The 12995-nt window shown below is 45.4% G+C and carries 16 protein-coding genes; 10 read left to right on the top strand and 6 right to left on the bottom strand.

Going from position 1 to position 12995, the window contains the following annotated elements; translation table 11 throughout:
- Nucleotides 1-82: 82 nt before the first annotated feature.
- Genes ACHFJ9_RS18740 through ACHFJ9_RS18725 form a run of 4 tightly spaced genes read right to left on the bottom strand, consistent with a single transcriptional unit; the run spans nucleotide 83 to nucleotide 2501 of the window.
- The gene (locus tag ACHFJ9_RS18740) at nucleotides 83-286 is read right to left on the bottom strand and encodes a DUF2897 family protein (RefSeq protein WP_395355891.1); all 204 of its coding nucleotides are present in this window, start codon (nucleotides 284-286) and stop codon (nucleotides 83-85) included.
- Complete coding sequence (locus tag ACHFJ9_RS18735; RefSeq protein WP_395355889.1) at nucleotides 283-981, bottom strand: M15 family metallopeptidase; 699 nt, start codon at nucleotides 979-981, stop codon at nucleotides 283-285. Before ACHFJ9_RS18735 ends, ACHFJ9_RS18740 begins: the two co-directional genes overlap by 4 nt.
- 14 nt (nucleotides 982-995) lie before the next feature.
- Entirely contained in the window at nucleotides 996-2132 is a 1137-nt protein-coding gene (dapE, locus tag ACHFJ9_RS18730; protein WP_316682617.1) for a succinyl-diaminopimelate desuccinylase, read from the bottom strand.
- A gap of 18 nt (nucleotides 2133-2150) precedes the next feature.
- Nucleotides 2151-2501: an ArsC family reductase gene (locus ACHFJ9_RS18725; protein WP_005380431.1), complete on the bottom strand. Its 351-nt coding sequence runs from the start codon at nucleotides 2499-2501 to the stop codon at nucleotides 2151-2153.
- A gap of 290 nt (nucleotides 2502-2791) precedes the next feature.
- Between ACHFJ9_RS18725 and ACHFJ9_RS18720 the strand changes: the two genes are divergently transcribed.
- Nucleotides 2792-3079 carry a helix-turn-helix domain-containing protein gene (locus ACHFJ9_RS18720; RefSeq protein ID WP_005380433.1) on the top strand — a complete coding sequence of 96 codons (288 nt, stop codon included), beginning with the start codon at nucleotides 2792-2794 and terminating at the stop codon, nucleotides 3077-3079.
- Between the two features lie 34 nt (nucleotides 3080-3113).
- On the opposite strand, the gene ACHFJ9_RS18715 is transcribed toward ACHFJ9_RS18720, so the two are convergent.
- A complete protein-coding gene (locus ACHFJ9_RS18715) occupies nucleotides 3114-3446 on the bottom strand; it encodes a DUF4156 domain-containing protein (protein ID WP_081441201.1) in 333 nt (110 codons plus the stop codon).
- Between the two features lie 3 nt (nucleotides 3447-3449).
- On the bottom strand, nucleotides 3450-3803 hold the full coding sequence (locus ACHFJ9_RS18710) for a DUF2956 domain-containing protein (protein WP_104970075.1): 354 nt from the start codon (nucleotides 3801-3803) through the stop codon (nucleotides 3450-3452).
- A 143-nt stretch (nucleotides 3804-3946) separates the two neighbouring features.
- On the opposite strand from ACHFJ9_RS18710, the gene ACHFJ9_RS18705 reads away from it, so the two are divergent.
- The 9 genes from ACHFJ9_RS18705 (at nucleotide 3947) to fliS (ending at nucleotide 12746) form a co-directional block, all read left to right on the top strand.
- On the top strand, nucleotides 3947-4432 hold the full coding sequence (locus ACHFJ9_RS18705; RefSeq protein WP_012841521.1) for a DUF2919 domain-containing protein: 486 nt from the start codon (nucleotides 3947-3949) through the stop codon (nucleotides 4430-4432).
- Nucleotides 4433-4477: 45 nt separating this feature from the next.
- Nucleotides 4478-5380 carry a Dyp-type peroxidase gene (locus ACHFJ9_RS18700; RefSeq protein WP_048625862.1) on the top strand — a complete coding sequence of 301 codons (903 nt, stop codon included), beginning with the start codon at nucleotides 4478-4480 and terminating at the stop codon, nucleotides 5378-5380.
- Between the two features lie 143 nt (nucleotides 5381-5523).
- Complete coding sequence (locus ACHFJ9_RS18695) at nucleotides 5524-6657, top strand: flagellin (protein ID WP_046875529.1); 1134 nt, start codon at nucleotides 5524-5526, stop codon at nucleotides 6655-6657.
- A gap of 264 nt (nucleotides 6658-6921) precedes the next feature.
- A complete protein-coding gene (locus ACHFJ9_RS18690) occupies nucleotides 6922-8055 on the top strand; it encodes a flagellin (RefSeq protein WP_005393103.1) in 1134 nt (377 codons plus the stop codon).
- Between the two features lie 288 nt (nucleotides 8056-8343).
- Nucleotides 8344-9474, top strand: coding sequence for a flagellin (locus ACHFJ9_RS18685; protein ID WP_006741693.1), 1131 nt, complete (start codon nucleotides 8344-8346; stop codon nucleotides 9472-9474).
- A gap of 92 nt (nucleotides 9475-9566) precedes the next feature.
- A complete protein-coding gene (flaG, locus tag ACHFJ9_RS18680; RefSeq protein WP_395355883.1) occupies nucleotides 9567-10001 on the top strand; it encodes a flagellar protein FlaG in 435 nt (144 codons plus the stop codon).
- Between the two features lie 21 nt (nucleotides 10002-10022).
- Nucleotides 10023-12014, top strand: coding sequence for a flagellar filament capping protein FliD (fliD, locus tag ACHFJ9_RS18675; RefSeq protein WP_395355881.1), 1992 nt, complete (start codon nucleotides 10023-10025; stop codon nucleotides 12012-12014).
- A 3-nt stretch (nucleotides 12015-12017) separates the two neighbouring features.
- Entirely contained in the window at nucleotides 12018-12323 is a 306-nt protein-coding gene (locus ACHFJ9_RS18670) for a flagellar protein FliT (protein ID WP_012841523.1), read from the top strand.
- A gap of 12 nt (nucleotides 12324-12335) precedes the next feature.
- On the top strand, nucleotides 12336-12746 hold the full coding sequence (fliS, locus tag ACHFJ9_RS18665; RefSeq protein WP_012841524.1) for a flagellar export chaperone FliS: 411 nt from the start codon (nucleotides 12336-12338) through the stop codon (nucleotides 12744-12746).
- The last annotated feature ends 249 nt before the right edge of the window (nucleotides 12747-12995 follow it).

The following is a 12995-nucleotide window of genomic DNA, read 5'->3' as shown; positions in this document are numbered from 1 at the left end:
TTTACACAATAATTGAAAAGGGACCCAGTGGTCCCTTTTTTGATGCTTATATTCGGCGTGTCGGGATAAAGTAGGTGTTTAACTAACGAGGCTCGTCTTTGTTGCTCTCCTCGTCAGCGGAGCGCTGTTTATCCAACGTGTTCAGCTTATCTAAATCGTTCTTACGGCTTTTATCCATCTGACCAAACTTCATTTTTGCGGTGTATTTGAGTGCGGCAATGTTACCAATGACCACGCTCAACACTACAATGATAATGACCCAAGGACTGGTGAGTATTTCTATCATAGAGCCTCCGGCGGCGTGATATTGTGAATAAATTTGGCAACGACGTTATCCAAATTATTCAGTATGACGTCAACCCCTGCAATGTTGTCGGTCTGATTTTGCTGAATCAGCTGGTTTCTGAGCACATCAGGCGTCAATTGCGCGAGGCACTGTTGCCCGACAGTGCGGTGGCTAATGTGCCAAGGCTCAATCGAAACGCCACCTAAATCTTGCTGATAAGGGAAGAAGAAGCCGAATCGACCAAGGTTGGCTTTTAACCATTGGTAGAACGCTTGCTGGTGGCCTTCAAGGTACTCCCAAGGCTCCAGCTTGAGTTTGGTGTCAGTAGGCAATAAATTGCGCGCATAGACATCAAAATCACAACCCCAATGATGACGACTTCCTCCAGGCAGTGCCGACCAGCGTAAAATGGCCATCAATTTTTCTTCGTCATTTAACTCTGCTTTATTTAAAGGGCGGGAGTTGATGTCGAGAATTGGCAACTCACCAGAAAACTTCCCGTTCCAGATCGCTTTTTGGCGGTTGAAGTCACGAAAACCACTGGCGATTTCCATTTTAAAACCTGCTTCTGTTGCCGCTTCAGTCATCTTTAGCAGATCGTCAGCTACTTCAGGGTGGAGTAGAAACGCTTTTTGACCCACTAAAGTGGATTCCAGATGAGAATCTGTGGTGCCGGTGAGTTGCTCTGGTGTCATGGTGTTCTCGCTGATTACTTCGCTAACAGGTGTTTCAACGTGTTCTCGTACATGTCAGTCAACTTTTCTAGATCGTCCACTTTCACGCATTCGTTCACTTTATGAATCGTAGCATTAACAGGGCCTAACTCTACGACTTGACCACCCATTCGAGCGATAAAGCGACCATCAGACGTACCGCCAGTTGTAAGTAGTGCTGGCTTCGTATCATTCACTTCGACAACAGCAGCGACAACTGCATCTAGCAGCGCGCCTGTATCGGTCAGGAATGGGTCGCCGTTGAATGTCCATTTTAGGTCGTAGTCCAGCTCATGCTTGTCTAGTGTTTCGGTAACACGTTGAACAATTGCGTCATTGTTAAGCTCAGTACTAAAACGTAGGTTGAACTGAACATGGAACTCGCCAGGAATGACGTTCGACGCACCAGTGCCAGCCGATACGTTCGGGATCTGGAAGCTGGTTGGTGGGAAATAATCATTCCCTTTGTCCCACTCGGTTGTTGCGAGTTCATGAATCGCGAGTAGAGACTCGTGCACTGGGTTATTGGCTAGGTGAGGGTAGGCCACGTGGCCTTGTGTTCCTTTTACTGTTAAATCGCCCGTGATAGAACCGCGACGTCCATTTTTCACCACATCGCCAACCACTTCGGTGCTGGATGGTTCACCGACGATACACATGTCGATATTCTCGCCACGTGCCATCAACGTTTCTACAACACGAACGGTACCATTGATAAATGGTCCTTCTTCATCCGACGTAATTAGAAAGCCGATTGAGCCTTTGTGGTCTGGGTTTTCAGCGATAAAGCGTTCAACTGCAACAACCATAGCGGCGAGTGATCCTTTCATGTCAGCTGCGCCGCGGCCATGCAAGTAATCATCAATGATAGTTGGTTCAAACGGATGTGTATCCCAGTGCTCCAGTTTGCCAGCAGGTACCACATCGGTGTGGCCAGCAAACGCAAATAGCGGCGCTTCTGAACCACGTCGAGCCCAGAAGTTTGTGGTGTCTTCAAATACCATCACTTCAATTTCAAACCCGAGTGCTTTTAAGCGCTCGATCATCAAATCCTGACAACCTGCGTCTTCCGGCGTTACGGACTGTCTACTGATCAGATCTTTAGCAAGTGCCAATACTGGACTGTCTGTCATCCTTGAGTATTCCTTTATTTAAGAGTTGAAAATGCTAGCGTATTGATCAGCTTTAAAACCGATATGAAGTTGATCATTCACTTTTAAAATTGGGCGTTTAATCATCGCAGGGTTTTCTACCAAAAGAGCGATCGCGTTTTCTTCGTTAAGCGTGTCTTTCTGCTCTTGCGCTAATTGGCGGTAGGTTGTGCCACGTTTGTTGAGCACCTGTTCCCAACCTAAAGCGCGACAAAATTCACTTACCATTTCTGCATCAATGCCTTGCTTGCGGTAGTCATGGAAGTCGTAAGCAATATCCTCGGCTTCTAACCATTTCTTGGCTTTTTTGATCGTATCGCAGTTGGGAATACCAAACATGGTAATCGACATAGTGTTTCCTTTTTCTTTGTTCTATTTTTCACTGGCGCGGTTAAGACGCACTTAAGTGATTTGGCAGCTATAGCATCCTATCAAGAAGCAATCAAACTGACAAAATGCGGTGGAAAATATTTTCAGATAGATTGAGATAACTGATGTTACGTAACTTATTTACGATGAATGCACTATAAATCGAATAAAAAATCGTCTAAATCAAATGGAAAAGTCGAGTTATTGATCAAACGCAACATCTCGCTGAGCAAAAACGAAATAATGAATCAGCACAATTTTAGGAGGTGTCAATGGAATTGAGTCCTGTTTTTGCAAGGCGGCTATATTTGGCCTTGTTGGTGGAAAACCTAGAAAGGCCGAATGTGCCAAAGTTGATCGAAAAAACGGGGTGGCCTCGTCGTACAATTCAAGATGTACTCAAGGCGTTACCTGGGATCGGCATTGAACTCATATTCGTTCAAGATGGCCGACGTCATAATGACGGCTATTATCAACTTTCAGATTGGGGGCCTTTTGATAGCCAATGGGTTCTAGAGCGGGAGAGAGATATCGCTAGCAGTCTTGGATTTCGTGCATAAGCCAGCAATTGCTGGCTTTTTTCATATTCAGGCGTCATCCATTGCAGCGGTAAGCGGAGCCCAGCACGCTAAATGAGGTGATAAAATCTTGTGGGGAGACCATAAAAACGGTGTCCGCATCGATAGCCGCGGCATTGTTTTTTAAATCATTCATTGCGCCTTGCATCATCGCGTCATTGGTCATGAAAATGTAGTTATACCAATGACCCTCGCTTCCGGTGACTTCGCCTTTGTATTCGCATCGATCAGGGTTGAACTGAGCGTCAATGCGAATATGAACATCTTGGCTTTGAGCATGAGTAAGGTGAGAAGGCATCGTGCAACCAGAGAGAAGTACGACAAAAAGTCCAAGTAACAGGCGTCTCATCAGCTATTTCCCCAATACTATGTAAGCAGCAAAGCCAATCCAGCTCAGAGCGAGCAGTATCCAAGGCAGTTTGCTTGATGCATGGTTTGGTGCATCGTCGGTGATGTTGTCTTGTTCGATAACTTCTTCATGCTGACGTTGCTTTTCACGTTGCTGTTTTTTCTTCGCTTTATCGGCTTGACGATTGCGCTCTTTTTGCTGCTTCTTATATTGAGCGATGCCTTTTTCGATACCTTGAGCGATCAGCTTGGTTTGCTCTTTGGTTTGCCCCGGTTTCTGTGTGGATTTGGCAATTCTCATCGCTTCGGCTTGAGTTTCTTGAGAAGGTGCTGGGGTAGCTGGAGTTCTTTTTTTCATGTTTCTCATCAACGTCATTGTAAATCTTTGTTTAGTTTACCTGTGTAAGATGATGAAATGAACTTTAGTTCTCATCTTTGCTGGCTTGCAACTCTGAAATGATAGGTTAAAGTGGCGTTTTATCACATTAAGAAGAAGATGTTGTGCGCTACTCGTTTGACCAATATGACGCCCATGGATTTTTAAAAGCGCCGATTATTTTATGGTTTGGATGGATGTTTCTTGTGCGTTCATGGGTTGTGTTTGCGATGGCAGGCGTAAGTCGTGATAGTGGCAGTAAGCTACTCGCTATTGTTTACCCAGACTCAAGTACGCTGTATTTGGGTTTGGCTATGGGCATTCCAAGCCTGCTTCTCATGTGGTTGATGGGGCTCCGTCACCCCGATAGAGGATGGGTAAACAGAATTACTCGCTATGGTCGAGAGATCACTTTGATCTTGTGCGGTATCCAACTGGCTCAGACCATGTATCATGTGTATCTGGAACATGGTGTATTCAACTGGGCAAACGCCCTTACCATTACCTTATTAGCTTGGTTTATGATCTATCTTCTAAATGGAAGATGGGTAAAAGACTGTTTTCATGTGCCACAATTGGAGCGCAATGAAGAGCAGCCTTCGAAGAATTAAAAACAATAACTTCCCACACCGGGGCAAAGTATAGAGGAAACCTCAATGTCACAAGCTCAAACGGCGATCGTGCCAGAAGCAGGGCCATTTGCACTGTACACTCAACTTAAAGTGAACCAAAACCGTGAAAACGTATTGGATAAGCTGAAAGCACTACCAAAGTTAGTGGAAGAGTTAAATATTACCCAGCCAGGCGCGGCGCTGACCCTTTCTATCGCATTCACAAAATCGTTTTGGCAACACCTCAATGTAGACGCGCCAGAAGAGCTTATTGATTTTACTCAACTTGGCGAAGGAGACATCGTAGCGCCTGCAACGGATGTTGATGTGCTGATTCACTGTCACTCTACTCGTCACGACTTGCACTTTTATGTTCTGCGTAAGTTTCTAGAAGAGACGGCAGAAGATGTCACCATTGTGGACGAAACGTATGGGTACCGTTACCTTGATGCTCGTGATATGACAGACTTTATTGATGGGACAGAAAACCCGAAAGGGGAGGCTCGCGCTGATGTGGCTCTAGTAAAAGAGGGCCCATTTGCTGGAGGTAGTTATGTCATGGCTCAACGCTTCGAACATAACCTTGCCGCTTGGAATCGCTTGAATGTCAAAGCGCAAGAAAAAGTGATTGGTCGTACCAAACCAGACTCTATCGAGCTAGAAGACGTTCCTGCTGCATCACACGTTGGTCGAGTTGATATTAAAGAAGAAGGAAAAGGTCTCAAGATTGTTCGTCATAGCTTGCCATACGGGACGGTGACAGGGCCTCATGGCCTGCTGTTTATCTCTTACTGTAATACACTTCATAACATTAAAGTGATGCTAGAAAGTATGTACGGCGTGACAGATGGTAAAACAGACCAAATGCTTCGTTTCACAAAAGCGGTAACTGGTGCGTACTTCTTCGCTCCTTCACAAGAAATGCTCGCAGAGCTAGCCATCAAGTAAGTTCTCAGACTTTATTTCTTAAGCCCTCCAATTGGAGGGCTTTTGTTTTCTATTTCTATTCCAATCTCTTTTCAAAAAACACTAAACTTTTCTGTTACTTGGTCGATAAGTACTCAAAGCCTTAATTTTAGGACCCTTTATTCGTGGCGATCACCGTTAATACCAATGTTGCAGCACTTGTCGCACAACGTCATTTGACCAGTGCAACGGATATGCTGAATCAATCCATGGAGCGTTTGTCTTCAGGGAAGCGTATTAACAGCGCAAAGGATGACGCTGCGGGTCTGCAAATCTCCAACCGTCTGCAATCGCAAATGCGTGGTTTGGATGTTGCGGTTCGCAACGCGAATGACGGCATTTCCATCATGCAAACTGCGGAAGGCGCGATGAATGAGGTGACCAATATCATGCAACGTATGCGTGATTTGTCGCTACAGTCAGCCAATGGTTCAAACAGCAAAGCGGAACGCACTGCACTGCAAGAAGAAGTGACGGCACTTAACGATGAGCTAAACCGCATTGCCGAAACGACCTCCTTTGGTGGGCGTAAACTGCTCAATGGCAGCTTTGGTAAGTCGGCATTTCAAATCGGTGCAGCGTCAGGTGAAGCTGTGCAAGTTGAATTAAAGTCGATGCGCAGTGATGGCATTGATATGGGCGGCTTTAGTTACATTGCAAACGGACGTGCAAGCTCTGATTGGAAAGTAAAAGACGGTGCGAATGATCTTAGCATGTCATTTACGAATCGTTTTGGTGAGACGGAAACCATTCAAATTAATGCCAAAGCTGGCGATGATATCGAAGAGCTTGCGACTTATATCAATGGTCAAACTGACAAAGTCACGGCATCGGTGAATGAAGAAGGTCAGTTACAGCTATTTATGGCTGGAGAAGAAACTTCAGGCACTTTATCGTTTTCAGGTGACTTAGCGAGTGAACTGGGGTTACAGCTAAAAGGTTACGATGCGGTTGATAACATCGACATTACGTCTGTCGGTGGTGCGCAACAAGCCGTGGCCGTCCTAGATACTGCGATGAAGTACGTTGATAGCCATCGTGCTGAGTTAGGCGCGTATCAAAACCGCTTTAATCACGCGATCAATAATCTCGATAACATCCACGAAAACTTAGCCGCTTCCAACAGTCGTATCCAAGACACTGACTACGCGAAAGAAACCACGCAAATGGTGAAGCAGCAGATTTTGCAGCAGGTCAGTACTTCTATTCTTGCACAAGCAAAACAAGCGCCCAACCTAGCATTAACCTTACTTGGCTAATGATCGATCTCGCTCGAATTTAACGTAAAACCTGCCTGTATCGACAACTCGAAAAGAAGCTTTAGCGAAAATTTGACGTTTTTTTGCTTTTTTATCTGCTTCATCACGATTCCTTCTCCAAATGAACTTTTTCCAAAAAAAATCCAAAAAATTCCCTAAAGAAATCAGTTTGAGCGCCGTTAATAAAAGTAACTTTGAGAGAACTACTTGGTTTTCCGAGACGTCGGAAACCGCTATACCGGAAAATCAATTGGAGAAATCACCATGGCAGTGAATGTAAACACTAACGTATCAGCGATGACCGCTCAGCGTTACCTAAACAACGCAAACTCAGCTCAACAAACTTCTATGGAGCGTTTGTCTTCGGGGTTCAAAATCAACAGCGCAAAAGATGACGCTGCGGGTCTGCAAATCTCGAATCGTTTGAACGTACAAAGCCGTGGCCTGGATGTGGCGGTTCGCAACGCGAACGACGGTATCTCAATTGCACAAACCGCTGAAGGTGCAATGAACGAGACCACTAACATTCTTCAACGTATGCGTGACTTGTCTCTACAATCAGCAAACGGCTCAAACTCGAAATCAGAGCGTGTGGCGATTCAAGAAGAAGTGACCGCGCTAAACGACGAACTAAACCGTATCGCAGAAACCACTTCTTTCGGTGGTAACAAGCTACTAAACGGCACACACGGCGCGAAATCGTTCCAAATCGGTGCGGATAACGGTGAAGCCGTGATGCTTGAGCTAAAAGACATGCGTTCAGACAACAAAATGATGGGCGGTGTGAGCTACCAAGCTGAAAGTGGTAAAGGTAAAGACTGGAACGTTGCTGAAGGTAAGAACGACCTAAAAATCAACCTAACGGACAGCTACGGTCAAGAGCAAGAAATCAACATCAGCGCAAAAGCAGGTGACGATATCGAAGAGCTTGCGACTTACATTAACGGTCAAACTGACCTAGTGAAAGCCTCAGTAGACCAAGACGGTAAACTGCAAATCTTTGCTGGCAACAACAAAGTCGAAGGCGAAGTCGAGTTTTCAGGCGGCCTATCTGGCGAGCTAGGTTTGGGCGAAGGTAAAAAAGTAACAGTAGATACTATCGACGTAACCTCAGTTGGTGGCGCACAAGAATCTGTGGCTATCATCGATGCGGCACTGAAATACGTAGACAGCCACCGCGCAGAGCTGGGTGCATTCCAGAACCGTTTCAACCATGCAATCAGCAACTTGGACAACATTAACGAGAACGTGAACGCGTCGAAGAGCCGTATCAAAGATACTGACTTCGCGAAAGAAACGACTCAAATGACCAAGTCACAAATTCTATCGCAAGCGTCAAGCTCAATCCTTGCGCAAGCGAAACAAGCGCCAAACTCAGCGCTAAGTCTGCTAGGTTAATTTCAAACCTAAGGCGAGAACCTCATTGGCTCGTGGTGAGAGATGAGCGAGTAAACCCAGCTTCGGCTGGGTTTTTTTCTGTTTGTTTGGGACTCAGGATTTCTGCGAATCACGACATTAGAGCTTCATCACATTTCAGTAAGCCAAAGAAAATAATCGCAAAAAATTGAAAATTTCTTCTAAAGGATATTCATCGGTCGCCGTTAAAGGGACTGAGAGAAATGAGATGTACCTAAGTGAGGTGAGAGACACGACGGTACATTCACTAAAGCCTTAAGGAGATCAATTATGGCGATTAACGTTAATACTAACGTTTCTGCGATGACTGCACAGCGTTACCTAAACCAGGCAGCTGACGGTCAACAAAAATCAATGGAGCGTTTGTCTTCGGGTTATAAAATCAATAGCGCGAAAGACGATGCTGCAGGTCTACAGATTTCAAACCGCTTGAATGCACAAAGCCGTGGCCTAGACATGGCGGTGAAAAACGCAAACGACGGTATTTCTATTGCACAGGTTGCTGAAGGTGCAATGAATGAATCTACCAACATCCTACAACGTATGCGTGACCTATCGCTTCAATCTGCAAACGGTTCTAACTCAAAAGCAGAACGTGTTGCGATCCAAGAAGAAGTAACAGCGCTAAATGACGAGCTAAACCGTATTGCTGAAACTACCTCTTTCGGTGGTAACAAGTTGCTGAACGGTACATACGGTACGCAATCTTTCCAAATCGGTGCAGACTCAGGTGAAGCAGTGATGCTTTCTATGGGTAGCTTGCGCTCAGACACTTCTGCAATGGGTGGCAAGAGCTACGCAGCAGAAGAGGGTAAAGATGCATCTTGGACTGTTGGTGAGAAAACTGAGTTCAAAATGAGCTACACCAACAAACAAGGTGAAGAGAAAGAGCTATCGATCAGCGCAAAACAAGGCGACGACATTGAGCAGCTAGCAACGTACATCAACGGTCAAAACGATGATGTAAAAGCGTCTGTTGGTGAAGATGGTAAACTACAAGTATTTGCTTCTTCTCAAAAAGTTCAAGGTGATGTTGAGTTCTCTGGCAACCTAGCGGACGAGATCGGCTTTGGCGGCCCGAAAGACGTAACAGTGAAAGACATCGACGTAACAACAGTAGCAGGCTCTCAAGAAGCCGTGGCTGTTATCGACGGTGCCCTGAAGTCAGTAGACAGCCAACGTGCGTCACTTGGTGCTTTCCAAAACCGCTTCAACCACGCAATCAGCAACCTAGACAACATTAACGAGAACGTTAATGCGTCTAACAGCCGTATTAAAGATACTGATTACGCGAAAGAAACCACTGCGATGACTAAGTCGCAAATTCTTCAGCAAGCAAGTACTTCAATCCTGGCTCAAGCGAAGCAGTCTCCATCTGCAGCGCTAAGCTTGTTGGGCTAAGTGGTAGACCCAGCCTGAGGTAAACACCTTAGTGCTGGGGCACCAAAGCGATAGGTTCTATCGTTAGCCCATAAGGTGGAAGGGAGATTGTAATGGATATATCCTCCTACGCATCGAACATCCAGCCTTACGGCACGCCAAGTGGCACAAAGTTTGCAAATAAAAATGGCAATGATATAGGCACGTCTAGCCTAGCAAATTCAAATGGTGAGGTTTCGCCGCAAAAAGCGAAAGACACCGAATACGACTTCTCTGTTCAAGCAGCGATCGAGATGGCAGAAAGCCGTCAAGAGCTGAACAAAGAAGAACGTGAAAAATTGGTCGCGCAAATGAATGAGTTTGTGACGTCCATAAACAAAGGAGTCGCGTTTCGAGTGGATGAGGAATCCGGGAGAGATGTGGTGACGATTTACGAAGCCAAAACGGGCGACGTGATTCGTCAAATTCCTGATGAAGAAATGCTAGTGGTATTGCGTCGCCTAGCTGAGCACACAGCCAACAGCGGGTTGTTGACTGAAAAAGTGTAAGTCGTTTTTAGAGGTGATTTGATGAGTTTAGGCCCTTTGGGGATGTCTGGCGGCATGGATATCAATTCCATGGTCAGCAAAATTGTGGATGCCGAACGCGTACCAAAGCAGCAACGCATTGACAACGAGCGCACGACAATTAATGCCAGTATCAGTGCCTACGGGCGACTCAGAGAATCACTGGATACGATGAAAAATCTTATGGCGAACTTTCGTCAAGAGAAAGCGTTTGCCGTTCGTACTGTTGAAACGACAGACGACAATATCGTATCTGCTACTGCAACTACAGATGCTATCGCTGGCAAATATGCTATCGATGTGTTGCAGCTTGCCCAGAGCCACAAAGTCGCTTCTGACGTACTGCCAGAAGACGCAAAGTTTGGCCCTGGTAAGCTGCAGATTTCGCTTGGTGATGACACCTTCAACGTGAACGTTCGTTCGAGCTCCAAGCTCGCAGATGTCGTACGCGGCATCAATGGCTCAAAAGACAACCCCGGTGTTCGAGCATCTCTCATTAACGACGTTGAAGGACCACGCCTTATCCTTGCCTCAAATCTCTCTGGTAAGGATCATCAAATCAGAGTCAGTGTGGAGGCCGACAAAGGCAACCCTCTAAAGTATCTCGAATATCAAACACTTGAAGACCGTGTTAACGCGCTTGAAGAAGCTCGTTCAGCGGCGGAAGAAGTGTTAGGTCCTCTTCAATTCCCAGAGCAACCAGTGGAACTGGATGCAAACGGCAATCCTCTACCTCCAGAAGAGCAAAAAGCGGCAGAAAATGGACAAGATGATGGCTCCCAAGAGCCAATCTCTGCTGTGGGTGCAGAAGCTGCTAAAGCTGGGCAGGAAGCGATTGATGAAGCCAACCGACGTGCGAGTTTGCGCCCTGAAGACCGAATTCCAGGGTGGACAGAAACTGCGTCAGGCACTTTGCTGGATTCTTATGAAGAGCCAGAGCTTGAACTCGACGAGAAAGCAATAGAGAAGGCACCAGATGTACCGGGTTGGAGCAATGCGGCATCAGGTACATTAACCGACTCTTACGTTACGACGAAAGAGGCCAAGCAGCTTCTTGAGCAAGAAAAAGCTGAAATTGAGCAAAAAATTGCGAGTGAAAAACAAGCGCTAGACGCAAAAGTTGAACGTGGTGAATTGACCGAAGAGCAAGCGAAACAAATTCATCGCGCTAAGCTGGATCCTCAAGAGCGTGAACGTTTAGAAAAAATTGATGAAGCAGAAGCGAAAATCGCAAAAGCGCAATCTGCTTTTGAAGAATACCTTGGTATGACAGAGGTACAAGCAGGGCAAGATTCAGAAGTTCTGCTTGATGGAGTAGCAAAGCTATCTAGTCACAACAATGTGATTGAAGATGCCATAGAAGGTGTTGATTTAACACTTAAAGGCAAATCAGAACCGAACAAGCCACCTGCTGAAATTGGCGTCGAATACGACCGTCAGAGTGTGCGTAACGACATCGAAAACTTTGTTGCGGCGTACAACTCGTTTTATCAAACGTCTCAAGCGTTGGCGAGTGTGGATCCGGTCACTGGTCAAAAAGGACCGTTGTCGGGGGACAGTACCGTACGCAGCGCAGACTCACGATTAAAATCGGTATTTTCCACTCAAATTGATAAAGCGCCTGAAAACCTAAAGTCATTAACTGAATTTGGCATTACTACCACGCGTCAAGGTACCTTAGAAATCAACTATGACATGTTGGATCGTCAGTTGAACAACAACTTCAACGAGCTAGAAAAGTTCTTCGGTGGCAACACAGGTTTTGCTAAACGAGTCGAAGATGCGATTCATGGTATTACAGGCATTACAGGCAGCATTCGTACTCGAGAAAAAAGTCTCACAGAACAAAATTATCGTTTGAGTGATGATCAAGCGGCATTAGATCGCCGCATGGAAAGCCTAGAAAAGCGCACTCACGCGAAGTTTACCGCCATGCAAGATGCGACTGGCAAAATGCAAGGTCAGTTAGGTGCCTTAATGAGTGCGTTGGGTTAATAAATGCAAAAAGAACTCATAGATATTAGTGATATAGATCAACTAATTACGCAAGAATTGGAAAAAGTCGACTTTAGTACTGAAGAAATTCTTCGCTTGGTCGATATCAGGGAACGGTTATTGCAAAACCTGTTACCAATTATTCATCAAAATCCTTTGGTTAAGCAGGATGCAGAGTGGCAAGCGTTGCTTACTCGTACCAAAAGAATTGTCGAGCTGATGCAATCGGAAACGTCAAAGGTCGGAAAAGAACTTCATAAGTTTCGTTATGGCCAGCGTTCGCTTCAGCAGTACAAAAAATTTATTTAAAAGAGGATTACTATGCGCGGTTCTTTGCAAGCATACAAAAAGGTATCAGTCGACAGCCAGCTAAGCGCGGCTTCTCCGCACAAAGTCATTCAAATGCTTATGGCTGGTGCGATTGAGCGCCTTATTCAAGGTAAAGCGGCCATGCAAGCAGGCAACATTCCAGCAAAAGGTGAGCGTTTAGGTAAAGCGCTAGACATCATCATTGCTCTACGTAGCTGTCTATCGATGGATGACGGTGGTGATATTGCTTCAAACTTAGATTCACTCTATGAGTTTATGATCACGCAAATTTCAGCTGCTAACCATCAAAATGATCCTCAACTGATCGACGACGTTATCGACATTATCCGTGAGATCAAATCCGCTTGGGACCAAATCCCGACAGAGTTTCATAATCTTACAGCAGCTGAAGTCGGTATTTAATAACCAAAACAACGCGTTAAGATATTAGAGGAATATATTTGTCAATTGCGCAACGAGTTGTGTAGCAAAGTTTCTATCAAGCTCACACCTCTTTATTGCTTGGTTGCCTTATTTTTATATTCAAATAAAATAGAAGCCATTAGTAGCCCTAATGGCTTTTTTTGTTGCTGATTTTCCTATTTTGTCTATCGTAAATTGAGTGTGGTGGTTCTGCCTTCTTTTAGCACCCAATTGCGCAAATCAAGGTTT

Origin of the sequence: Vibrio sp. D3, from assembly GCF_043995865.1 — a bacterium.
GTDB lineage: Bacteria > Pseudomonadota > Gammaproteobacteria > Enterobacterales > Vibrionaceae > Vibrio > Vibrio diabolicus.
This window is presented reverse-complemented; position numbering and strand designations above follow the sequence as displayed.